Genomic DNA, 22,701 nt, shown 5'->3' on the forward strand with positions numbered 1-22,701 from the left:
CGTCAGGCCCGGGGGCCGGCCGGAGGGAACGGCGGCACCTCGACGGTGCGCAGCGTGCGCAGCCAGGCGACGGTGTCGGCGTCGTCCTCATCGAGGACGGCGGGCATCGGATCCCCGGTCATGGCGGATCCGGGTGGCAGCAGGGCGACGGCGATGGCGGTCGTGAGCGGCACGGCGAGCACGAGCCCGATGCCGCTGCAGAGGGTGCGGACGATCTCCGTCGCGATGTCCTCGAGCCCGAGCATGTTCATCATCGGCTGGTCGTAGACGTAGAGCAGCAGCACGACGCTCAGCGACGCCCCGACGTAGGCGAACACGATCGTGTAGATCGTGGAGGCGATGTGGTCCCGTCCGATGCGCATCGCCCGGCCGAACAGCTGCCGCCGGGAGAGCTCGGGGGCTACCGCGCGCAGCTCCCACACGGCCGAGCTCTGCGTGATGGTCACGTCGTTGAGCACGCCAAGACCCGCGATGATGATGGCGCACGTGAGCAGACCCTGGAAGTCGACCTGCGGCACCATCGGAGCCAGGAATCCGGCGCTCTCGTCGATGCCGCTGAGCCGGGTCGTGCCGACCGCGACCTGGGCGAGGACCGCGGTGATCGCGACCCCGGCGAGCGTTCCGGCGAGGGCCGCGCTCGTGCGCATCGAGAGCCCGTGCGCGAGGTACAGCACGACGTAGAGGATCGCGGACGCGCCGACGAGGGCGACGGCCAGGGCGGGTTCCGCGTGCAGCAGCGCAGGCAGCAGGAACATCACGATCATCGCGCCGCTGAACACCAGCCCGACCAGGGCGAGCAGCCCCCGCAGCAGCCCGACGACGACCACGATCAGCGCGAACAGCCCCGCCCATACGGCGAGCGGGATCGTCCTGACCACGCCGAACGCCGAGATCCCCGGATCCACACCGCCCGGCTGCACGATGCCCGGGCGGGCGGGCAGGGCGATCACCATGAGCTCCAGCCGATCGCCGGGCCGCAGGCCGGCGCGGGCGAACGGACCGTTCAGCATGATCGTGACGGTGTCGCCGGCACGGGCGCCGCTCTCGATCCTGACCTTCGCCATCGCGCAGGCGGCGGGTGCCGCGCCGCCCGCGGCAGGGCCTGTCGCGCCGCCGGATCCCGATGTCCCGCCCGTGCCGCCGGTCCCACCGCTGCCGCCGGTGCTGCCGCCGCTGCCGCCGCCGGACGGTCGCAGGTCCGCGCAGTCGGTCAGCTTCAGGATCTCGCCCGTCGGATAGGTCGTCGCGCTCCGGGTCGAGGACGGCGCGGATGCCAGACCGCCCGGGCGCCCCGCCGCGGGCCACAGCAGCATCAGCCCGGCGATCGTCGCCACGGCGACGATGATCAGCGCGATCAGCAGGATGCGCCGGGGCGTCGGCGCGACCCTCACGTGCCGGAGCGCGCCCGCGTCATGCCCGTGCCCGTGTCCCACCGCCGGTCTCCTCGCTGGATTCAGGGTGATTCTCCCCCGCCCGCCCCGTTCGGCCGGTACGCCGCGGCGTGTGGCGGTGCGCGGCGGTCAGGCTCCTTGGGGCGCCGCGCGCACGACGCGGTCGCGGCGGGATCCGATCGCGCGGCAGACGAGATAGATCGCGAACGAGACCGTCGTGATGTACGGGCTCACCGGAAGGGTGCCCATCACGGCCAGCAGGATGCCGCCGACCGCGGAGACGACGCCGAACACGGCGGCCAGCACCGGCACGGCGAGCGGTCCGGAGCGCACCCGCATCGCGGCGGCCGCCGGCGTGACCACGAGGGCCATCACGAGCAGCGCGCCGATGATGTGCACGGCGACGGCCACCACGAGGCCGAGCAGCAGCATGAAGGCGAACGAGACGCCCACCGTTGGCACGCCGCGGGCGGCCGCTGACTGCGGGTCGAGCGAGTCGAAGCGCAGCGGACGCCAGAGCACCAGCAGCCCCAACAGCACGACCGCGCAGATCCCGGCCAGCCACCCCAGCTGCTCCGACTGCACGGACACGATCTGCCCCGTCAGCAGGCTGAACCTCCCCGCCGCGCGCCCGTTGTAGAGCGACAGGCAGAGGATCCCGACGCCGAGGCCGAACGGCATCAGCACGCCGATGATGGAGTTCCGGTCGCGGGCGCGGGCGCCGAGCCAGCCGATGATCGCGGCGGCGATGAGGGATCCGACGATGGATCCGGTGACGACGTCGACGCCGACCAGCAGCGCCACGGCGGCGCCGGCGAAGGACAGCTCGCTGATGCCGTGCACCGCGAAGGCCATGTCGCGCTGCATCACGAAGACGCCGATGAGGCCGCCGACGAGGCCGAGCACGGCACCGGCCCACACCGAGTTCGAGACGAGGGCGAGGATCTCCCCGTACTGCGGCAGGCCGCCGAACATGGCCTGGAGGATGTCGGGGAGGTTCACGCGACCGCCTCCCCGCCCGGTCCGTCGTGGTCGTGGTGGTGCGCGGCACTCTCCGCGTCGGGCGCGCCGACCACGACCAGGCGGCCGCCGACCTCCGACACGAACACGGGCACGCCGTAGAGGTCGGAGAGCACCCGCGTGGTGAGCACCTCGCGGGGCGTGCCCAGCGTGAACCGGCCGTTCGCGAGGTACAGGATCCGGTCGACCACGTCGAGCACGGGGTTGATGTCGTGGGTGACCAGCAGCACGGCGGCGCCGGTGCGGCGATGCCGGTCGATGAGCTCGACCACGGCCTGCTTGTTGGCCAGGTCGAGGCTGGTCAGCGGCTCGTCGCAGAGCAGCAGCCGGGGATCGTCGGCGAGCGCCTGTCCCACGCGCAGCCGCTGCTGCTCGCCGCCGGAGAGCGTGCCCGCGGGCCGGTCGGCGAAGGCCGTGGCCCCCACGGCCGCGACCAGCGCGTCGATCCGGGCGCGGTCGCCGCGCCGCGGGATCGGGAAGCCGAACCGGTGCCCGTCGACGCCGAGCGCGACGAGGTCGCGGCCGCGCAGCGACGTCTCCGCCGGCAGCGGGCGTGCCTGCGGCAGGTAGCCGATGCGGCGGTTCCCGCGTCGGCGCACGGGCTCGCCGATCGCCTCGATGGTGCCCTCGGAGAGCTCCTGGAGCCCGAGGATCGCGCGCAGCAGCGTGGTCTTCCCGGTGCCGCTGGGTCCGAGCACCGCCACGAGCTCGCCCGGGCCGACGTCGAGGTCGAGACCGCTCCACAGCTCGCGGTCGTCCCGGCGGATGCCGGCGCCGCGGATCCGCAGGAGCGGGGCTGCCGGGGAGGCGACGGGAGAGGTCACTTGTCGAGATTACGGGACAGCGTGGCGATGTTGTCCGTCATCCAGGTCAGGTACGTCTTGCCGTCCGGAAGCAGTTCGGTGACCTCCTGCACGGGCACGCCCTTCTCCTTCGCGATGCCGATGAGCTTGGTAGTCTCGGCGCCGCCTGCCTGGGCGTTGGCGAACAGCGCCTTGACGTCGCCGGATCCCACGAGGCTCGTCGCCTCGAGCAGCGTCGCGGGCGGCACGTCCTGCCCCTCCTCGACGGCGTGGCTGAACGCCTCGGGGGTGACGTTGACGAGGCCTGCCGCCGCGGTCAGGTACAGCGGGACCGGCTCGGTGACGAAGATCTTCTCGCCCTGGTGCGCGCCCTTGATCGTCGCGAGCGAGGCGTTCAGCCCGTCGAGCCCCTTCTCGAACGTCGCGAGGTTCTTCTCGAAGTCGGCCTTGTGCGCGGGGGCGATGCCGCTGAGCTCCTCGGCGACCTTCTTCGCCACGCCGTCGACGACCGCGGTGTCGTACCAGACGTGCTCGTTGAAGCCCTCGACGGTCTTCATGCCGGCCTCGCCCTTCGGCCAGGTCGGCGCGAATGTCACCGCGGTCACCACGGGAGCGCTGCTCCCCGACTTCGCGACGAGGTCGCCGAAGAAGGCGTCGTAGCCGCCGCCGTTCTCGAGGATCAGCTTCGCACCGCGCACCTTCAGCTGGTCGGCTGCGGTGACCTCGTACTCGTGCGGATCCTGCGACAGCGAGGCGATGACCGAGGTGACCTTCACGTGGTCGCCGCCGATCTTCTTCGCGATGTCCCCCCACACGTTCGTCGACGCGGTCACGGCGATCGTCCCGTCCGAGGTTGCGGGATCCGCCGAGGCGGAGCAGCCGGCGAGGGTCAGGATCGAGGCGGCGGCGAGGGCGAGCACGGCGAGGGGCTTGGTCATGCCTCGAGCGTACGTTAAATGAGAATCATTATCAAAACGGATCCGACGGACTCGTCTTCACCGCTGCAGGATCGCGCGCGTGGTGACGTCCGGGCGCAGGTCGAGGCGGCGGAGGAGCTGGGCGTTCACGGCCACGACGATCGTCGACAGGGACATCAGGATGGCCCCGACGGACATCGGCAGCACGAATCCGATCGGGGCGAGCACGCCGGCGGCGAGCGGGACCGAGAGCAGGTTGTAGCCGGCCGCCCACCAGAGGTTCTGCTTCATCTTCAGATACGCCGCTCGGGAGAGCTCGATCACCGAGAGGACCGAGCGGGGATCGTCGCCGGCGAGGATGACTCCGGCGGAGGCGATCGCGACATCGGTACCGGCGCCGATGGCGAGGCCGACGTCCGCCTGCGCGAGAGCGGGCGCATCGTTCACCCCGTCGCCGACCATGGCGACCTTGCGCCCCTCCTGCTGGAGCTGCTGCACGGTGGCGGCCTTGTCCTCGGGGCGCACGCCGGCGAAGTACCGGTCGATGCCGAGGTCCTGGGCGACGGTGCGGGCGACGGCTTCCGCGTCACCGGTGATCATCACGACCTGGACGCCGAGGGCGTGCAGGGCGTCGACGGCATCGCGCGACTCGACCCGGACCTCGTCCGTGAGCTCGAGCGCACCGATGACGCGACCGTTCTCCACGACGTGCAGGATGATCGCCCCATCCGCCTGCCACTGCTCAGCCACGGGGAGCTCGGGCTGAGCCTCCTCCGCGAGCAGATGCGGCCCGCCCACGCGGATGGTGGCGCCGTTGACTGTGGCGGTGACGCCGACGGCCGGGGACGAGGAGAAGTCGCGGCCGAGGGGGACGGCGAGGTTCCTCGACGCCGCGGCGCGCACGATCGCCTTCGCGAGGGGATGCTCGCTGTCCGCTTCGGCGGCGGCAGCGGCCGCGAGAACCCGGTCGGCGTCTTCGCCGTCGATCACCGAGACGTGGGAGACGACGGGTTCACCCTTGGTGAGCGTGCCGGTCTTGTCGAACAGGACGGTGTCGACGGTGCGCATGCTCTCCAGCGCGAGCCGGTCCTTGACGAGCACTCCGCCCCGCGCGGCACGCTCGGTGGCAATGGAGACCACCAGCGGGATCGCAAGGCCGAGAGCGTGCGGGCAGGCGATCACGAGAACCGTGATGGTGCGCACGACCGCCTCATCCGGCATGCCGATCAGGGACCAGACGATCGCGGTGAGCGCGGCGGCGCCGAGAGCGAACCAGAACAGCCAGCCTGCCGCGGTGTCCGCGAGACGCTGGGCACGGGATGACGAGTTCTGCGCCTCGGCGACGAGACGCTGGATCCCGGCCAGCGCGGTGTCATCGCCCGTCGCGGTGACCTCGACCCGCAGGCCGGAGTCGGTGGCGACCGTGCCGGCCGTGACCGGGTCGCCGATCGTGCGGGAGACCGTGCGGGACTCGCCCGTCACCATCGACTCGTCCATCGACGCGCGGCCTTCGACGATGCGGCCGTCGGCGGGGATGCTGCCGCCGGGACGGATCACGACGATGTCCCCGACGACGAGGTCGGCCGGCGCGACCGTGACGACCTGCCCGTTCTCCAGGCGCTCGGCCTCGTCGGGCAGGAGCGCGGCGAGGGAGTCGAGAGCGGACGTGGTCTGCGCGAGGGAGCGCATCTCGATCCAGTGCCCCAGCAGCATGATCACGATCAGGAGCGCCAGCTCCCACCAGAAGTCGAGGTCGTGATGCAGCAGGCCCAGGGTCGCGCCCCAGGACGCGAAGAAGGCGACGGTGATCGCCAGCGCGATGAGGAGCATCATCCCGGGGCGGCGGGAGCGGACCTCGGACGCCCCTCCGATGAGGAACGGCTTCCCGCCCCACACATACATCACCGTGCCGAGGACGGGAGACACCCAGGACACCCCCGGCGCGTCCGGCACCGGGTAGCCGAGGATCATCGCGAACATCCCCGACAGCGCGACCGTGGGGACGGCGAGGATCAGCATGATCCAGAACAGCCGCCGGAACTGCGCGACGTGATCACCGTGACCCGCATGCCCGCCGTGACCCGCATGCCCGCCATGGCCGGCGTCGCCACCGTGTCCGGCGTGAGCGCCGTGCGCGTCGTGGGCATCGCCGTGTTCCGCGCGATGCGCGTCATCGTGGTGGTCAGACCCGGGATGGGACGGCGTGGTCCCGGAGTGGACGTGGTCGTGCCCCGCCACTGCGCCGGCGTGCTGGTCGTGCGGATCGTTCATCATTCCCGTCCCTTCGCGGCCCGTCCTCTGCCGGCCTCGATAGCGCCCTGGCCGCTTGCGGATCCCGTCCACGGTGTCAGGGCAAAGGATGCAACCACATACCCCCTAGGGGTATTCCGGGATTTGGTGTTAGCCTGTGCGCCGAGGAGGTCGAGCATGAACGTCGCGCACCGCGCGCCCGCGTCCGCGTCGCCGCACGCGCTGCTGCTCCTCCTGGCGATGGCGGTCTTGCTGATCGCCGGCCTCCTGGGCATGCACACCTTCACCGGTGACGCGATGGGGCACGGCACCCCGGCGACCATGAGTGCTGCGCACACCGTCGTCCGTGACGGATCGCCCGATTCGAGGCATGCGATGACGGCGGATGCCACCGCGGCGTCCCAAGACTGCGATGACTCGTGCGCCACAGGCCACGGAGGGAATCACCCTTCCATGGGCGCCGCGTGCGTGCTCGCACTGCTCGCCGGCTTCCTCGTGATCCTGCCCCCGCTGCTCCTCGGACGACTGGGCCTGCACCATCTGCTGCGCGTCCCGGCCAGCGACCCGCCAGCCGGGCTCCATCCGCCCAGACCGCCGTCCCTCCTGATCCTCTCGATCAGTCGCACCTGAGAAACACCGTGCCGGTCCGCACCGCACCGGCACGCAGCCCCGCACAGGCGGCGCTGCGCACGTGACTCTCAACCGAACCGATCGAAGGAAACAGACATGAAGAAGCTCCCTCTCGCCGTGGGCACCGGCGTGCTCGCCCTTGCCCTCGGCCTCACCGGATGCTCGACCGCGAACGCCCCCACCACGACCGAGACGTCCACCTCGGCATCGAGGTCCACGAAGGCGAACGACGACGACACGATGTTCGTCACGATGATGATCCCGCACCACGAGCAGGCCATCGAGATGTCCGACATCGTGCTCGCCAAGAGCGGGCTGGATCCCGACGTCGCGAACCTTGCTCAGCAGATCAAGGCCGCACAGGGGCCCGAGGTCTCGCGGATGAAAGGCTGGCTGACCGCCTGGGGCGTCACGGAGACCGCCCCCGGCATGGGCGGCATGGATCACGGCTCGATGGGCGACGGGATGATGTCGGACGGCGACATGGCGGCCCTGAACGCCGCGAACGGGAAGGACGCGAGCCGCCTCTTCCTGACGCAGATGATCGCGCACCACCAGGGAGCCGTCGACATGGCCCAGCAGGAGGTCCGCGGCGGGCAGAACCCCGACGCGATCGCTCTCGCGAAGTCGGTGATCGCAGCGCAGACGGCGGAGATCGCCGCGATGCAGAAGCTGCTCGGCCGGTTGTGAGCGTGTCCGGGTGGGTCGGCGCCCACCGGTCCACCCGCCGCCCCACATTCACCGGCAACGTCCGACGACGCCAGGCGCCTCGGGGGTGCGTGTCGATGCGGCACACACCCCCGGGCGCCGTCACGCCTCGCCGGCGCCGGCGGGCGTGTCAGCCCTTGAGCCAGACCGTGGTCTCGCCGGCGACGGCGCCGCCGACCAGCTCGCCGAGCACCGGCTGCGCGCCGGGCTCGAGCGCGAACGGCTCGGTGCCGAAGTTCGTCACGACCTGCCACCCGTTCGGGCGGGTGAAGCGCAGCACGTCGTCGCGGCCCGTCTCGATCCACTCCAGGGTCTCGCCGGTCTGCAGCTCGTGCCGCAGCGCGAGCGCGCGACGGTAGGTGTTCAGCGACGACGTCGGATCGGCGTCCTCCGCCTCCACCGCGTAGTCCGCGAACCACGCGGGCTGCGGGATGTGCGCGCCGTCGGCGCCGAAGCCGAACGACGACCCGGTGCTCGTCCACGGCAGCGGCACCCGGCAGCCGTCGCGGCCGAGCCCGTCGCGGTCGGGGTCGGCGCCGCGGAAGAACGCCGGATCCTGCCGGTCCTCGGGCTTGATGTCCGCCACCTCATGCAGGCCGAGCTCCTCGCCCTGGTACAGGTAGGCGCTGCCCGGCAGGCCGAGCAGGAACAGCGACGCCGCGAGCGCCCGGCGGCTTCCGCGCGCGAGATCGAGCTGATCGGCGGGTCCGCCGGCCAGGATCCAGGCGGAGCCCTGCTTGACCTTGCGCCCGTTCAGCGGCGCCAGCCCGTAGCGGGTGGCGTGCCGGACGACGTCGTGGTTGGAGAGCACCCACGTCGAGCTGGATCCGGTCGCCTCGCTCTGGGCCAGGTTGTCGGTCACGATGTGGCGGAACTGCTCCGCGTCGAAGTCGGCCTCGAGCAGGTCGAAGTTGAACGCCTGACCCAGCCCTTCGGGGCGGGCGTACTTCGCCCGGCGCTCGGCGTTCGCGACCCACGCCTCCGCCACGGCGATGCGCGGCGGGTCGTACTCGTCGAACACCTGGCGCCACTCGCGGTAGATGTCGTGCACGGCGTCACGGTCCCACAGCGGGTGCAGCCCGGTGGTGCGGTCCAGCGCGTCGAGCTCGAGCTGGCTCGGCAGCACCTCGGGCAGGTCCTTGCTGAGGCCGTGCGCCACGTCGATGCGGAAGCCGTCGACCCCGCGGTCCGACCAGAACCGCAGCGTGTGCAGGAACTCCGACCGCACGTCCGGGTTGTCCCAGTTGAAGTCGGGCTGCTCCCGGGCGAAGAAGTGGAAGTACCACTGACCGTCGCCGACCGGCTCCCATGCGGGGCCGCCGAAGACGCTCGTCCAGTCGGCCGGCGGCAGCTCGCCGTTCTCGCCGAGGCCGTCGCGGAAGATGTAGCGGTCGCGCTCGGGCGAGCCCTTGCCCGCGGCGAGAGCCGCCCGGAACATCTCGTGCCGGTCCGACGAGTGGTTCGGCACGATGTCGACGATCACCTTGATGCCGCGGGCGTGGAGCGCGGCGACCATCTCATCGAAGTCGGCGAGGGTGCCCAGTCGCGGATCCACGTTCCGGTAGTCGTCGACGTCGTAGCCGCCGTCGGCGAGTGCGGAGGGGTAGAACGGGCTGAGCCACACGGCGTCCACGCCGAGTCCGGCGAGGTAGTCGGCCTTCTGCGTGACGCCGCGGATGTCGCCGAGCCCGTCTGCGTTCGAGTCGGCGAAGCTGCGCGGATAGACCTGGTAGACGACGGCCTGGCGCCACCAGGTGGCGTCGGCGGTGATCGAGGACGTCTCTGCAGCGGGTGCGGCGACGGTCATAGGAGTTCCCTTCTGGATCTCGGGTTTCTGCGGTTGGTGGATTCGGTGTGCGGGCGCGAGGCTCTCACGGGGATGCCGGTTCGGGCTCAGCCCTTGACAGCGCCCTGGGTCACGCCCTCCATCACCCAGCGCTGGGTGAACAGGTAGGCGACGATCGCGGGCGCCATGGCCATGAGGTACGAGGCGAAGGCCACGTTGTAGTTGCTGCTGAACTGATTCTGGAACAGGTTCTGCCGCACCGGCAGGGTCTGCAGAGCCGGATCCGAGATGATCAGCGACGGCATCATGAAGTCGTTCCAGGCGTACAGGAAGGCGAAGATGCCGACCGTGGCGCTCATCGGCCCGAGCAGCGGGAAGATGATCCGCCAGAACGTCTGCCAGGTGCCCGCGCCGTCGATGCGCGCGCTCTCCTCCAGCTCGAGCGGGATCGAGCGCAGGAACGCGGTGAACAGCAGCACGCTGAAGCTGAGCTGGAACATCGTGGCGAGCAGGATCACCCCGAACGGGTTGTCCAGGTGGGCGAGCCCGGTGAGCTGGATCTGCGGCAGCGCCACCACCGGGAACGGGATGAACATCGCCGCGAGCAGGTAGAAGAACGAGTAGCGGAACAGCTTGTGGTCCCAGTTGCGCACGATCGCGTACGACGCGAACGCGGACAGCACCACGGTGAGGAACACGGTTCCCGCGGTCACGAGCAGCGAGACGCCGGCGCCGACCGGGAACTTGGTGAGGTTCCACGCCTGCACGAACCCGTCGAGCGTGAACGGCGCCGGGAACGAGAAGGCGTTGCCGTCGACCGACTGCTTCGACGTCTTGAACGACATGGCGATCGTCACGTACAGCGGGAGCAGGACGGTGACGGTGCACAGGATCAGGATGATCGTGCCCGACCAGTTCACCCGCTCCATGCGGATCCGCGGCTTGCGCCCGCCGGTGGTGGTCAGGGCCTCGGTGGTGAGGAGAGTCTGCGTCGACATCAGAGTGCGTTCCTTCCGCGGGTCACGGACAGCTGCAGCAGGGAGATGAGGATCGCGACGACGAAGAAGATCGTCGCGTTCGCCATCTGGTAGGCGTAGTCGCCTCCGTTGAAGCCGGCGATGATGGTCATCGCCACGCTGCGGGTGGAAGTGCCGGGGCCGCCGTCGGTGAGGCCCTTGATGATGTCGTACGCGTTCAGGAAGCCCTTGAATCCGAGCACGACGTTGATCACGAAGTAGCCCGCCACGAGCGGCACCGTGATCCGGGTGAGCTGCTGGAACTTGCTCGCCCCGTCGAGGTCGGCCGCCTCGTACACGTCGCCGGGGATGGACAGCAGGCCGGCGATGTAGATGAGCAGCGTGCCCGGGATCGCCTGCCAGGCGGTCACGATCACGATGCCGAGCCAGGCCAGATCCGGGTTGGCGAGGATGCTCGTCGACAGCCACGGGATCCCCGTCGCGGTCCCGAGCGCCGGGAGGGAGTTCGAGAACAGAAAGTTGAACACGTACGCGATGATGATTCCGGAGATGACCATCGGGATCACGAAGATCGCACGGAGGCCGGTCTTGAACCGGATCCGCGAGACGAGCCCGACGGCCAGGAGGAACGCGAGCACGTTCACGACGATCACGGTCACGATCGAGAACCCGAACGTGAACAGGTAGCTCTGCAGGATGGCCGGGTCGCTGAACGCCGCGATGTAGTTGGTCAGCCCGTTGAAGCTCCAGGTTCCGATCCCGATCGAGTCGGTGAAGCTGAAGAAGATGCCCATCACGGCGGGCACCGTGATCGCCAGCGTGAACAGCACGAGCGTCGGCAGCAGGAACAGGTAGTAGATCGGCTCGACCCGCTTGCTGCTGCGACGGATCGTGCGGTCACCGCGGGTGACGATGGTGGTCGTGGTGCTCATTTCGCGCTGCCCTTCGTGTCACTCGGGAGCTTCGGGGCGAGGAAGGCGGCGCGCGCCCAGTCCGCGTCCATCGTGCTCAAGGTGCTCTTGACGTCGCCGCCGAGGGCGATCGCCTGAACGTAGTTGAAGACGGGGATCGTCTTCGGCACGAGCACCGACGCCCCCTGGTAGACCGCACCGTCGGTGTAGTACGGGATCATCCCCTGGATCCGCGGATCTGTCGGCATCTTCGCGCCGGTCGTCGGCGCGAAGCCGAGCTGCGACGCGTTGTAGGCCTCGATCACCTGGGGCTGGTAGAGGTACGCGAGGAAGTCGCGGGCCGCCTTCTGGTGATGCGATCCGGTCGGGATCATGGCCGCGAGGTCCATGTTCACGCGGACCTTGAGGTCCTTCGGGTCGTCGGTCATCGGCAGCGGGAAGCTGCCGAGCTGCAGGTCGGGAGACGTCTTGGCGATCTCGCCGAACGCCCACGGCCCCTGCAGGTACATCGCTCCCTTGCCCTGGGCGAACGCGAGGTTGCCGTCGACGTAGGCCTGGCTCGGAGCGTTCGGCTGCGTGTAGTTCTTGATGAGCTGGGTCATCTGGTCGACGGGCTTCGCGAAGTCCTTCGAGAAGGAGGTCTCCGAGTTCGGGCCGACGTTCGTGCCCTCCTCGTTCATCTTCTTGAAGAAGTCCACGACGGGCACCTCGCCGCCGACGGCGTAGTCGTACCAGCCCTGGCCGATCGTCCAGTTGTCTTTCAGCGTCGCGTAGAACGGCGCCACGCCGGCGGCCTTGAGCTTGTCGCACGCGGCGATCAGCTCATCCCAGGTCTTCGGAACCTCGATGCCGTACTTCGCGAAGATCTCCTTGTTGTAGATCACCGAGGCGGCCATCACCGAGTAGGGCAGCACCGTGGTCTTGCCCGGGCAGACCCCGTACTGATCGAGCAGCGGCTTGAGGTCCTTGCGGATCCGTCCCGCCGCCTCCGTGTCGGACAGGTCGGTCAGTGCGCAGCGCTGCACGAACCGGGCGACCTCGAAGTTGTAGTTCGCCAGCATCAGATCCGGCGGGTTGCCGCGCACGAAGCTGGCGGAGACCACATCAACGCCGGACGTGTCGATCTCCACCCGCACCTTGTCCTGCGAGGCGTTGTAGTCGTCCACGACCTTCGTCATGAAGTCGATCGCCTCGCGCTTGCTGAACGTGAAGCGGACCGTCTCGCGGCCGTCGGCGGGCGCGCAGCCGGCGAGAGCCGTTCCTGCGATCGCGAGGGCCGTGGCGACCGCGAGCATCCGCGCCGTCCGCGTTCTCTTGCCAGACACCATCGTCCTCATCTCTTCCGGCGGGATCCGCCACCCGGTCCTGCCCCCGCGGCACGACCCGGATCCTTGTTCCGGCCATTAGATTTTGTTCCCGAATTAACTCGGGCGAGGGATACTCTGACAGACGTACACCCGAGAGGTCAAGCAGAAAATGCCCAGAACGCCCGCGCCGCCCCGGCTCCGCGCCATGGATGGCGGCGACGCCCTCGCGCCGGCCGGCGCGGATGCCGCCACCCCGGCGACCGCGTTCGCCGTCGGGCGTCCGAGCCTCGGCCAGGTGCTGGACTTCGCCTGGGGGCGAGGACCGTTCACGGCCACCGAGGCGATGGCCGGGGCCTCGCTCACCCGGTCCACCACGATCGACGCGATCGACACCCTCGTCGAGGCGGGCGTCATCCGGGAACTGGCGAACGCCCGGGACGCCGGCGAGTACTCGGGCGGCCGTCCGGCACGCCGGTTCGAGCTGCCCTCCGACCTCGGCGCCGTGATCGCGCTGGACGCCGGCGACACCCATCTCGGCGTGACCATCACCGACCTCGCGCGCACGCCGCTGGCGCACCTGCGCACCGACCTGGATCCGCAGCACACCGTGGGCCAGCGGCGCACGGCCATCCTGAAGCACCTGGAGGCGGCGCTGGCCGACAGCGGCGTGCCGCGGGAGCAGATCCTGGCGCTGTGCGCCGGCGTCGCCGCGCCGGTGACGCGGAACGGGTCGTCCCCGCCGCACCCCGACGGGTTCTGGGAGCGCACCAACCCCGGCCTCGCCGAGGTGCTCGCCGGATGGGCTCCCGTGGTCGAGGTGAAGAACGACGCCGTGCTCGCCGCCGCGGCGGAGGCCGACCTGGGCGAGGCCGTGGGGTGCCGCGACTACATCGCCCTCATCGCGGGCGAACGGTTCGGCGCCGGCGCCGTCGTGGACGGCCACATGCTGCACGGCGCGCACGGCGGCGTCGGCGAGATGGTGCTGCTGGACCACGTGCGCGGCGTCGGATCGGCCGACGGCCTCGGCCCCACGGTCACCCGCATCGCCCGGGAGCTGCTGGCGTCGGGTGAGGCGTCCGCCGACGGCGCGCTGGCGCGGCTCGCCGCGGAGGGCCTCCGCGCCGAGGGGATCCTCGCCCTCGCGGCCGACGGGGATCCGGCCGCCGCGGAGGTCGTGCGCGGCACCGGCGCCCACCTGGCGCGCGTGGTCGCCGTGCTCGGGAGCACCTACGACCCGGAGCGCGTGATCGTGTGCGGCGCGATCGCCGACGCCATCGAGCCCGTGCTCGACGCCGCGCGCACGGCGCTGCGTCCGATGCTGCACCTGCCGGCGCCGAAGATCCTGCGCTCGCAGCTCGGCGCCGACATCGTGCTCGCCGGCGCGGTCTCCACGGCCCTCGCCGCCGCACGGACGGTCGGCCTGCCGCGGCTCGCGGCCCGGCGCCTGCACGGCTGACGCCGACCTCGGGGTCCGCGACCGTCGGAAAACCGAGGAGCGCTCGGCGTGTCGGGCGCAGATCCCGGCACGACACGCCTCAGGCGGCCTGCAGCTCCGCCGTTCTCCTACCCGGATCCGAGGATGCGGGGTCCGACACGTCAGTCGACGAGGAGGGCGGGCTCCTCGAGCACGGCGGCGACGTCGGCGATGAAGCGGCTCATGCCGTCGCCGTCCACGACGCGGTGGTCGAAGGATCCGGCCACGGTCGTCACCCAGCGGGGGCGCACCTCGCCGTCCACGACCCACGGCTTCTGGCTGATCGTGCCCATGGCCACGATCCCCGCCTCGCCGGGGTTGATGATCGGGGTGCCCGCATCCATCCCGAACACGCCGATGTTGGTGATCGTGATGGTACCGCCCTGCTGGTCGGCGGGCGTCGTCTTGCCCTCCCGCGCGGTGGCGGTGAGGCGGTTCAGGGCGCGGGCCAGGTCGCGCATGCCCAGGTCCTGCGCGTCCTTGATGTTCGGCACGAGCAGGCCGCGCGGGGTCGCGGCGGCGATCCCGAGGTTCACGTAGTGGCGCACGGCGATCTCGGCGCCGTCGGGGGTGTCGATCCAGGCGGCGTTGACCATCGGGGTCCGCCGGACGGCCCAGATCACGGCGCGTGCCATGATCAGCAGCGGCGACACCTTGATGTCGGCGAAGTCGGGCGAGGCCTTGAGCCGCTTCACGAGCTCCATGGTGCGCGAGGCGTCGACCTCCTTCCACACGGTCACGTGCGGGGCGGAGTAGGCGCTCTGCACCATGGCCGACGACGTGGCCTTGCGCACGCCCTTGACCGGGATGGACTCGGTGCGGCTCTCGTCCGCTCCGGCGCGCGCCGGCGAGGGCGAGATGCCGCGGGCCAGACCGACGGGTGCGGGCTGCGGCGCCGGGACGGTCTCCTCGCGCACGTCGCCCCACTCGGGCGTCTGGATGTTGCGGAACACGCTCGCCTGCTCGGCGTGCTTCATGACGTCGTCCCGGGTGACCTCGCCGTCGGCGCCCGTCGGCGTGACCTGGGTGAGGTCGACGCCGAGGTCGCGGGCGAGCTTGCGGATCGGCGGCTTCGCGATCACGCCCACCGTGGAGCGCACGGGGCGCTCGGCCCGACGACGGCGGCGCGACGTGGCCTCCGCGCCGGAGCCATAGCCGACGAGCACGGATCCGGATCCCTCCGCCGGTGCGGGGGCGGACGGCGCCGCCGGGGCCGCAGGCTCAGGGGCGCCGGTCACGAACGTGATGATCGGGGTGCCGACGTCGACCGTCTTCCCCTCCGGCACGAGCAGCTCGCCGACGGTGCCGGCGTGCGGCGACGGCAGCTCGACGAGCGACTTCGCCGTCTCGATCTCGCAGATCACGTCGTTCACGGCCACCGCGTCGCCGGGGGCGACCTTCCACGTGACGATCTCGGCCTCAGTGAGGCCCTCGCCGACGTCCGGCAGGGTGAAGGTCTGGGTGCTCATGGTCGGGATCCTTTCACAGCCTCAGTACGCGAGGGACCGGTCGACGGCCTCGAGGATCCGGTCCGGATCCGGCAGGTAGACGCCCTCGAGCTTCGCGGGCGGGAACGGGGTGTCGTAGCCGGACACCCGCAGCACCGGCGCCTCGAGGGCGTAGAACGCGCGCTCCATCACGGTCGCGGCGATCTCGCTGCCGAGGCTCACGAATCCGGGCGCCTCCTGCGCGTAGACCATCCGGCCCGTCGAGCGCACGGAGTCGAGGATGGGTCCGTAGTCGACGGGCGAGAGCGAGCGCAGGTCGACGACCTCGCAGCTCGTACCCTCGGCCTCGGCGAGCGCGGCAGCCTGCAGCAGGGTCGACACCATGGCGCCGTGCCCGACGAGCGTGACGTCGGATCCGCGGCGCACGATGCGGGAGGCGTGCAGCGGCAGCGCGGGGGCGGCGAGGTCGACCTCGCCCTTGGGCCAGTACCGGCTCTTCGGCTCGAGGAAGATCACCGGGTCGTTCGAGGCGATCGCCTCCTGGATCATCCAGTACGCGTCGTTCGGCGTCGACGGCGACACCACGCGCAGGCCCGGGGTGTGCGCGAAGTAGGTCTCGGGACTCTCCTGGTGGTGCTCGACCGCGCCGATGTGCCCGCCGTACGGGATGCGGATCACGACCGGCATCGACACCGCGCCCTGGTGGCGGGCGGTGAGCTTCGCGAGCTGCGTGGTGATCTGATCGAACGCGGGGAACACGAAGCCGTCGAACTGGATCTCGACGACCGGGCGGAATTCGCCCATCGCGAGGCCGATCGCGGTGCCGACGATGCCCGACTCCGCGAGCGGGGTGTCCAGCACGCGCTGCGGGCCGAAGTCGCGTTGCAGGTGCTCGGTGACCCGGAACACGCCGCCGAGCGCGCCGATGTCCTCACCCATGAGGATGACGCGCGGGTCGTCCTCCATGGCCTTGCGCAGGCCCGCGTTCAGGGCCTTGCTGAACGGCATCGTCTCGATGCGGGCGGCCGTCTCCACGGTTGTCATGCGCGGGATCCCTTCACGATTGCAGGACGATCGCAGGAATCGAGGACGGATCCGTCCTGGATCTCCTGCAGAGTGCGGATCATCCTCTTTTCCGAGGCGCCGGCGTTCATGCGCCGGCCTCGAACGAGGCCTCGTACTGCGCCTGCCAGGCCTTCTGCTCGGCCATGAGCGGGTGCGGGTCGGTGTAGACGTGGTCGAAGATGACCTCGGGTCCGGGCGAGACGAGCTCGAGGGTGCGCACGCGCAGGTCCTCCGCGGCGTCGGCCGCCTCGGCGTCGGCGTCGGCGAAGAAGGACTCCCCGGCGCCGCGGTGCTCGAGGTACGCGCGCATGCGGGCGATCGGGTCGCGCAGCGCCCACTCGTGCTCCTCGTCGCTGCCGCGGTACTTCGTGGGGTCGTCGCTCGTGGTGTGCGCGCCCATGCGGTAGGTGACGGCCTCGATCGCGCGGGGACCGTCGCCGCCGCGCGCCTCGTCGAGCGCCCGACGGGTGACCGCGTAGCTGGCGAGCACGTCGTTGCCGTCGACCCGGATCGACTCGATGCCGTAGCCGATGCCGCGCTGCACGAGGGGCACTCGGGACTGGGTGCTCACCGGCACCGAGATCGCCCAGTGGTTGTTCTGCAGGAAGAACACCTCGGGGGTGCGGTAGCTCGCGGCGAACACCATGGCCTCGTGCACGTCGCCCTGGCTCGATGCGCCGTCGCCGTAGTAGACCATGACCGCCTCATCGCGGTCGGGGTCGCCGGTGCCGCATTTGCCGTCGAAGACGAGTCCCATCGCGAGGCCGGTGGCGTGCAGGGTCTGCGAGCCGAGCACGAGCGTGTAGATGCGGGCGTTGCCGTTGCGGGGGTCGGTCGGATCCCATCCGCCGTTCGACGTGCCGCGCATGAGCTTGATGATGTCGACCGGATCCACGCCGCGTATCCGCGTGACGACGTGCTCCCGGTAGGACGGGAAGATCGTGTCCTGCGGGCGGGCGGCGCGGGCGGATCCGACCTGGGCGGCCTCCTGCCCGCGGCTCGGCGGCCACAGGGCGAGCTGGCCCTGGCGCTGCAGGTTGGTGGCCTGGCTGTCGATGGCGCGGATCGCGACCATGTCGCGGTAGAACTGCTCGATCTCGCTGTCCGGGAGCGTGTCGATGAGGGGCAGATACTCCTCGGCCGCGGCGTTCGGGGCGTAGCTGCCGTCGGCGTCGAGGACGCGGACGACAGGGATATCGGCGTCTGTCACCTTGTCTACGCTAACCGAGGATTCCGGTTGTGCAGTGGAGGGTCGCCACAAACGATCCCCGGGGTCCTGTCACGATCCCCACGGACGCATGCAGGCTCGCGGATATCCAGGCGTCCCACGCATTTTTGCCAGGTCCCCCTAGCTTTTTACGTGGGACGCCTTGCATCGTTCGGATGCCGTTCCTCTCGGCTCAGGGCCCCGCGCCCGGGGGCCCTCTCCCTCAGGGCGTCGGGGACACCACCATCGCCGAGCCGCCGCCCCGTCGCACCGGTTCCGCCGCCGCTAAGGTGCTGCCGTCCGGCCGGAACTCGATGGCGGTGGCCGCGCCGATCTCGGACGCCGAGGTGAACGAGTCGCCCGAGGGCACGAGCGTGTGACCCAGGGCCGTCAGGCCGGCGCCGTACTGCTCGATGAACGCCGGCTCCGCCACCACGCTCGTGCCGTTGCGCGGCGCCGCCCTGGGGGCAGCGATCGCCTGCGACACGTCCATGCCCAGGTCGACCCGGTTCAGGATGGTCTGCAGCACGGTGGTGATGATCGTGGATCCGCCGGGCGATCCCAAGGCCAGGAACGGCTTGCCGTCCTGCAGGATGATCGTCGGCGACATCGACGACCGCGGTCGCTTGCCCGGCTCGATGCGGTTCGGATCCGAGGCGTTCCAGACCGTGGAGAAGTCGGTCAGCTCGTTGTTCAGCAGGAACCCGCGCCCCGGCACCACCATGCCGGATCCCCCGGTCTGCTCGATGGTCAGCGTGTACTCGGCCACGTTCCCCCACCGGTCGGACACGGTGAGGTTGGTCGTCGAGATGTTCTCCGTGTCCTTCTCGGAGGCCGGCGACGCCGCGGCGCCCGGGCACACGCCGTCGTACGAGGTCACGTCTCCCGGCGCGACGGGCTTCGGCAGCGCGTGCGCGGGGTCGATCAGGCAGGCGCGCTCGGCGCCGTACAGCGGATCCGTCAGCGCCGCGGTCGGCACGTCCACGAAGGCCGGGTCGCCCACATACTTGCCACGGTCCGCGAAGGCGAGCGAGCTCGCCTCGAAGTAGTGGTGCAGGGCCTGCGTGCTGTCCATCCCGGAGAGCCGATAGTTCTGCAGGATGTTGAGCGCCTCGCCCACCGTGGTGCCGCCGCTGCTGGACGGCGCCATGCCGTAGACGTCCAGCCCGCGGTAGTTCACGTGCGTCGGATCCTGATCCACCACGGAGTAGCCGGCGAGGTCTGCCGCCGTCATCGAGCCGACGGGCACCGGCAGGGTGGTGTCGGGCGTCTTGGGGGGCGCCTGCACCGTCTGCGCGATCTCCTGCGCCAGCGGCCCGCTGTAGAACGCCTGGATGCCGTCCTTCGCGAGCAGCCGGTAGGTGGCCGCCAGGTCGTGGTTCTGGAACACACTGCCCACCGCGGGAGCGTCCCCGCCCGGCAGATACAGCGCGCTCGTGGAGGTGAACGCCGCGAAGCGCGCCCTGTTGTCCAGCGTCTGCTGCCGGAAGGTGTCGTCCACCACGAAGCCGCGGTCCGCGACCTTGATGGCCGGCTTCAGCGCCTCGCCCAGGCTCAGCGTGCCCCAGCGCTCCAGGGCCCGGATGCGGCGGTTCGGCCCTGCATCCGTCGCACGATCCTGCAGGCGTCGCCGGTTCAGCCGGCGTGCGGGCGATCAGGGGCGCTGCGCGGCGGCGACGGCCAGGACGCGGGGCAGCGATTCCGCCTCGCCGACCGAGATCCGGATCCCGTCTCCGGGGAAGGCGCGCACGATCAGGCCCGCCTCCTCGAACGCCGCGGCGACGTCGGCCGTCGCCTCGCCCGTGGGCAGCCAGACGAAGTTGCCCTGCGCGTCGGGCACGTCCCAGCCCGCTTCGCGCAGGCCCGCGACGAGCTCGGTGCGGCGCTCGACGATGACCGCGACGCGGGCGCGCAGCTCGTCCTCGGCGTCCAGGCTCGCGATCGCGGCACGCTCGGCGGCCGCGGTGACCGACAGCGGGATCGCCGTGGTGCGGGCCGCGTCCAGAACGCGCGGGTGCCCGATCGCGTATCCGACCCGGAGCCCGGCGAGGCCGTACGCCTTGGAGAAAGTGCGCAGCACGACGACGTTGGGGTGGGTCTCGAAGATGCGCTCCGCGAGGCCGTCGACGGCGTCGGGGGCCGTGACGAACTCGGCGTACGCCTCGTCGAGCACGATCAGCACGTCCCGCGGCACCCGGGCGACGAACGCCGCGAACTCGGCGCTCGTCACGATCGGACCAGTCGGGTTGTTCGGCGTGCACACGATGACCACGCGGGTGCGGTCGGTGATCGCCGCGGCCATGGCGTCGAGGTCGTGCCGGGAGTCGGCGGTGAGGGGCACCTGCACGCCCGTGGCTCCCGCCACCAGGGGAAGGCCGGGGTACGCCTCGAACGAGCGCCACGCGTAGACGACCTCGTCCCCCACCGTGGCGGCGGCCTGCACGAGCTGGTACAGGATCGCGACGCTGCCGGAGGCGACGTGCACCGCGTCCGGGGCGACGCCGTAGCGCTCGCCCAGCCGCGCCCGCAGCGCGCCGGCGGTGGCATCCGGGTAGCGGTTGATCGGCGTCCCCACGGTCAGTGCGGCGACGACCGACGGCAGCGGCTCGAACGGGTTCTCGTTGCTGGACAGCTTGAACGCGTCGGCGCCGGCCTGCTTGCCCTGGCGGTACGGCGGGAGGGCCGCGATCTCTTCGCGGATGCGGGGCAGGATCTCTTCGCTCACGCGTCGAGTCTAGATGCGCGGCCCGCGCCCGCACCCGGCTGCCGCGGTCCCACCACCGGCTGCCGCGGCCCCGCCGCCGGGCCGTGGCGAACGGACGTCCATCCACATCACCGGCCCACGCGCAACTCTCCTGCGGATCGCGGATCCGAGTGCCAGAATCGGCTTCATGAGGTTCCTCATCCGCGTCATCGTGAACGCCTTCGCCATCTGGGTCGTGAGCCTGATCACCGTCCTCGAGGTCACGGTCACCCCGTACCCGCCCGGCGGAATGGTGCCGCTGCTCGTCACGCTGCTCGCGATCGGCGCGGTGTTCGCGGTCGTGAACACGATCGTCGGCACGGTGGTGAAGATCGTGGCGTTCCCGCTGTACATCCTGACGCTGGGGCTCATCTCCCTCGTCATCAACGGGTTCCTCCTCTGGCTGACCGCATGGATCACCGGCTTCTGGGGGTGGGGCCTGGCGCTCGGCGGCTTCGGCTGGACGATCGTCGCCGCCTTCCTCATCGCCGTGATCAACGCGATCTTCAACGCGATCCTGCGCCCGCAGCGTCAGCGCCGCCGCGACCGCTGAGATCGCGAGCCGGAGGACGATGCGGAGCGTCACTGCTCCTCCGTCACGCGTGCCGCGGTGAAGTCCGTGGAGTCGACCAGGGTCGCTCCGGTGTAGGCGGCGAACCGCTCCCGGAGCGCGTCCATGCGCGGATCGCCGGACTGCTCGGCCAGCCGCACGGTCTCCTGATACGCGGCGAGCTGGTGCGCGGGGACGCTCACATCGATACCGTGCCCCGGTGCGGCGGTCCGCGTGATGACCAGGCTCTGCGTGGATCCCAGCCCGTCCGGTCGTCCGCCGCCGGTGAGCCCGGCGACCGGGTCGTCTGTGTGCCGCACGGCGACATGCGCGACGTCGGAGGGCAGCGCGGGCTCGGTGGGCGAGCCGACGGTGTAGACGCTCTGGACGTCGAACGCTCGCGACTGGGCCACGAGGTCGACATCCATCCCGCCCTGTGAGTAGCCGACCAGGTCGACCGGCGTCCTCTCGTCCGCACCGGCGGCGCGCAGCGCGGCGACCGTCGCCTTGTAGGAATCGGACTCCTTCCGTTCGAGGTACGCCCGAAGGTTCGACTCCATGTCCCAGGGCTCCGTCTCCGGCCCACCGGGACGCGTGCCGTCGACGTACGCCAGGAAGCGGGTCGACCCATCCGCCAGGGCGTACTTCTCCACGCGCACCTGCGGCGTCTCGCCGTATGGGATCCGGGCGACCACGTCGCTCAGGGACGCCGGCGCCCGCGGCACGGGCAGCGCACCGCCGGGGGTCGACGGCGGCATGGAGACGCGGGCGGGCGTCCGGGCCCGGGTGAGAAGCAGATCGCCGGGGCGAGGGCCGACGGCACCGCGGCCCGGCGCACCCGGACCTGGGACGCCGTCGACGAGGACCGTGCCGGGCGTCGGCGTGAGCGGCCCGCGCGGCGTCTGACCGAGACCGGGCGCGCAGAGCCGCAGCAGCATCAGGGCGCCCTGGGCGACGCCCGCCTCCGCGGACCCCGCGCTCATGAGCGTCAGCTGCAGACCGGGGCTCAGCGTCGAGAGCAGGTCCCACCCCGCGCTCTGCGCCTCCGAGAGCGGAGCGCCCGGGGCAGGGACGAACCCGTCGTACGCGCCGAGCGCCCACTTCTGCAGCAGGTCGCGCTCGGTCGCGCGCAGACCGGGGTTCCGTCGCAGGATCTCGTCGATGCGATGCAGCGACTGCTTCACGAGCTCCGGATCCGTCACGCTCGAGGTCGCCCGCTGCGCCCGGAGCTCGGCGATCTCGAAGATGTCGGCCATGGTGGCGGTGCCGCTCGCGATCTCATCCAGCGCCGCGTTCACAGCGTCCAGCCGGTTCGCCGCCGGCCACACCGGCATGACCGCACCCGAGCGCGACCCTGGCGGCAGGCACGACGAATCCACGAGCCCCGGGATCTCGAGCAGCTCGTCACGGGCGATCTGCACGGCGGCGGCGTCCGCACGCAGCCGCCCGGCCATCGCCCGCAGAGCGTCCGGATCCACAGCGAGGATCCCGCCGTGGGAGATCTCCACATCGCT

At 70.9% G+C, this 22,701-nt stretch carries 18 protein-coding genes and 1 pseudogene; 4 read left to right on the forward strand and 15 right to left on the reverse strand.

Translation table 11 applies throughout. The annotated features are described in order from the left end of the window. Window positions 1–2 precede the first annotated feature (2 nt). The 5 genes from ACYQ1L_RS18755 to ACYQ1L_RS18775 form a co-directional block, all read right to left on the reverse strand. Entirely contained in the window at window positions 3–1,433 is a 1,431-nt protein-coding gene (locus tag ACYQ1L_RS18755) for a YibE/F family protein (protein ID WP_460005515.1), read from the reverse strand. Window positions 1,434–1,520: 87 nt separating this feature from the next. Continuing rightward, window positions 1,521–2,393, reverse strand: coding sequence for a metal ABC transporter permease (locus tag ACYQ1L_RS18760; RefSeq protein WP_460005516.1), 873 nt, complete (start codon window positions 2,391–2,393; stop codon window positions 1,521–1,523). Continuing rightward, complete coding sequence (locus ACYQ1L_RS18765; protein ID WP_460005517.1) at window positions 2,390–3,235, reverse strand: metal ABC transporter ATP-binding protein; 846 nt, start codon at window positions 3,233–3,235, stop codon at window positions 2,390–2,392. Before ACYQ1L_RS18765 ends, ACYQ1L_RS18760 begins: the two co-directional genes overlap by 4 nt. After that, entirely contained in the window at window positions 3,232–4,152 is a 921-nt protein-coding gene (locus tag ACYQ1L_RS18770) for a metal ABC transporter solute-binding protein, Zn/Mn family (protein ID WP_460005518.1), read from the reverse strand. Before ACYQ1L_RS18770 ends, ACYQ1L_RS18765 begins: the two co-directional genes overlap by 4 nt. A gap of 57 nt (window positions 4,153–4,209) precedes the next feature. Then, window positions 4,210–6,405, reverse strand: a complete 2,196-nt coding sequence (locus ACYQ1L_RS18775; protein ID WP_460005519.1) for a heavy metal translocating P-type ATPase — start codon at window positions 6,403–6,405, stop codon at window positions 4,210–4,212. A 153-nt stretch (window positions 6,406–6,558) separates the two neighbouring features. On the opposite strand from ACYQ1L_RS18775, the gene ACYQ1L_RS18780 reads away from it, so the two are divergent. Continuing rightward, entirely contained in the window at window positions 6,559–7,011 is a 453-nt protein-coding gene (locus tag ACYQ1L_RS18780; protein ID WP_460005520.1) for a DUF6153 family protein, read from the forward strand. Window positions 7,012–7,107: 96 nt separating this feature from the next. Then, window positions 7,108–7,701, forward strand: coding sequence for a DUF305 domain-containing protein (locus ACYQ1L_RS18785; RefSeq protein ID WP_460005521.1), 594 nt, complete (start codon window positions 7,108–7,110; stop codon window positions 7,699–7,701). 148 nt (window positions 7,702–7,849) lie between these two features. Here the strand turns inward: ACYQ1L_RS18785 and ACYQ1L_RS18790 are convergent, their stop codons facing one another. The 4 genes from ACYQ1L_RS18790 to ACYQ1L_RS18805 all read right to left on the reverse strand — a co-directional run bounded on the left by ACYQ1L_RS18790 (window position 7,850) and on the right by ACYQ1L_RS18805 (window position 12,721). Beyond that, window positions 7,850–9,526: a glycoside hydrolase family 13 protein gene (locus ACYQ1L_RS18790; RefSeq protein ID WP_460005522.1), complete on the reverse strand. Its 1,677-nt coding sequence runs from the start codon at window positions 9,524–9,526 to the stop codon at window positions 7,850–7,852. 86 nt (window positions 9,527–9,612) lie between these two features. Continuing rightward, complete coding sequence (locus ACYQ1L_RS18795; RefSeq protein WP_460005523.1) at window positions 9,613–10,503, reverse strand: carbohydrate ABC transporter permease; 891 nt, start codon at window positions 10,501–10,503, stop codon at window positions 9,613–9,615. Further along, complete coding sequence (locus ACYQ1L_RS18800; protein ID WP_460005524.1) at window positions 10,503–11,414, reverse strand: carbohydrate ABC transporter permease; 912 nt, start codon at window positions 11,412–11,414, stop codon at window positions 10,503–10,505. The genes ACYQ1L_RS18795 and ACYQ1L_RS18800 overlap by 1 nt, the downstream gene beginning before the upstream one ends. Then, entirely contained in the window at window positions 11,411–12,721 is a 1,311-nt protein-coding gene (locus ACYQ1L_RS18805) for an ABC transporter substrate-binding protein (protein WP_460005525.1), read from the reverse strand. The genes ACYQ1L_RS18800 and ACYQ1L_RS18805 overlap by 4 nt, the downstream gene beginning before the upstream one ends. 148 nt (window positions 12,722–12,869) lie before the next feature. Between ACYQ1L_RS18805 and ACYQ1L_RS18810 the strand changes: the two genes are divergently transcribed. Continuing rightward, entirely contained in the window at window positions 12,870–14,156 is a 1,287-nt protein-coding gene (locus ACYQ1L_RS18810; RefSeq protein WP_460005526.1) for an ROK family protein, read from the forward strand. A 140-nt stretch (window positions 14,157–14,296) separates the two neighbouring features. On the opposite strand, the gene ACYQ1L_RS18815 is transcribed toward ACYQ1L_RS18810, so the two are convergent. From ACYQ1L_RS18815 to ACYQ1L_RS18835, 5 genes and pseudogenes are all read right to left on the reverse strand, one after another. Next, window positions 14,297–15,643 carry a dihydrolipoamide acetyltransferase family protein gene (locus ACYQ1L_RS18815; RefSeq protein WP_460005527.1) on the reverse strand — a complete coding sequence of 449 codons (1,347 nt, stop codon included), beginning with the start codon at window positions 15,641–15,643 and terminating at the stop codon, window positions 14,297–14,299. A 21-nt stretch (window positions 15,644–15,664) separates the two neighbouring features. After that, window positions 15,665–16,666: an alpha-ketoacid dehydrogenase subunit beta gene (locus ACYQ1L_RS18820; RefSeq protein WP_460005528.1), complete on the reverse strand. Its 1,002-nt coding sequence runs from the start codon at window positions 16,664–16,666 to the stop codon at window positions 15,665–15,667. Window positions 16,667–16,772: 106 nt separating this feature from the next. After that, window positions 16,773–17,897, reverse strand: a complete 1,125-nt coding sequence (locus ACYQ1L_RS18825; protein WP_460005529.1) for a thiamine pyrophosphate-dependent dehydrogenase E1 component subunit alpha — start codon at window positions 17,895–17,897, stop codon at window positions 16,773–16,775. A gap of 220 nt (window positions 17,898–18,117) precedes the next feature. After that, a pseudogene (locus ACYQ1L_RS18830) lies at window positions 18,118–19,476 on the reverse strand (gamma-glutamyltransferase family protein); the annotation flags it as partial. Window positions 19,477–19,548: 72 nt separating this feature from the next. After that, complete coding sequence (locus tag ACYQ1L_RS18835) at window positions 19,549–20,619, reverse strand: histidinol-phosphate transaminase (RefSeq protein WP_460005530.1); 1,071 nt, start codon at window positions 20,617–20,619, stop codon at window positions 19,549–19,551. A 166-nt stretch (window positions 20,620–20,785) separates the two neighbouring features. On the opposite strand from ACYQ1L_RS18835, the gene ACYQ1L_RS18840 reads away from it, so the two are divergent. Further along, a complete protein-coding gene (locus tag ACYQ1L_RS18840; RefSeq protein ID WP_460005531.1) occupies window positions 20,786–21,190 on the forward strand; it encodes a phage holin family protein in 405 nt (134 codons plus the stop codon). A 29-nt stretch (window positions 21,191–21,219) separates the two neighbouring features. Here ACYQ1L_RS18840 and ACYQ1L_RS18845 read toward each other — a convergent pair whose 3' ends face one another. Then, the gene (locus tag ACYQ1L_RS18845; protein WP_460005532.1) at window positions 21,220–22,695 is read right to left on the reverse strand and encodes a lipase family protein; all 1,476 of its coding nucleotides are present in this window, start codon (window positions 22,693–22,695) and stop codon (window positions 21,220–21,222) included. Window positions 22,696–22,701: the final 6 nt, after the last annotated feature.

The organism is Microbacterium xylanilyticum (genome assembly GCF_054654695.1).